At 52.0% G+C, this 683-nt stretch carries 1 rRNA gene; it reads right to left on the reverse strand.

The window, feature by feature from the left end:
• Nucleotides 1-683, reverse strand: a 23S ribosomal RNA gene (locus WMO64_RS17050); the annotation flags it as partial.

The raw sequence follows: 683 nt of genomic DNA on the forward strand, positions 1-683 counted from the left end.
ACTTCCAAGTCTCCCACCTATCCTGTACATGATTTACCGATTTCCAGTATTAAGCTACAGTAAAGCTCCATGGGGTCTTTCCGTCTAGTTGCGGGTAACTGGCTTCTTCACCAGTACAACAATTTCGCCGGGTGGGCTGTTGAGACAGTGCCCAAATCGTTACGCCATTCGTGCGGGTCAGAACTTACCTGACAAGGAATTTCGCTACCTTAGGACCGTTATAGTTACGGCCGCCGTTTACTGGGGCTTCAATTCAATGCTTCGGGTTGCCCCTGACATCTCCTCTTAACCTTCCAGCACCGGGCAGGCGTCAGCCCATATACGTCATCTTTCGATTTAGCATAGACCTGTGTTTTTGGTAAACAGTCGCTTGGGCCTATTCACTGCGGCCCCCCTTAGGGGGCTCCCCTTCTCCCGAAGTTACGGGGTAATTTTGCCGAGTTCCTTAACAACCCTTCTCCCGTTGGCCTTAGGATTCTCTCCTCATCTACCTGTGTCGGTTTGCGGTACGGGCGCCTTAGTATACCTCATGCCTTTTCTCGCCTCAGAGCATCGCCAGCTTCCCTACTTTAATTTCGGTCCCTTACGCCCGGGTCGACCAACGCCCGGGTCTGGCTATCTCCAAGTGTCAGCATGCTTAAAGTTCGGCGGCTACGGAATTTCAACCGTATGTGCATCGACTA

This window comes from Pseudoflavonifractor intestinihominis, from assembly GCF_040096055.1.
In the GTDB taxonomy this organism is placed as follows: domain Bacteria; phylum Bacillota; class Clostridia; order Oscillospirales; family Oscillospiraceae; genus Pseudoflavonifractor; species Pseudoflavonifractor intestinihominis.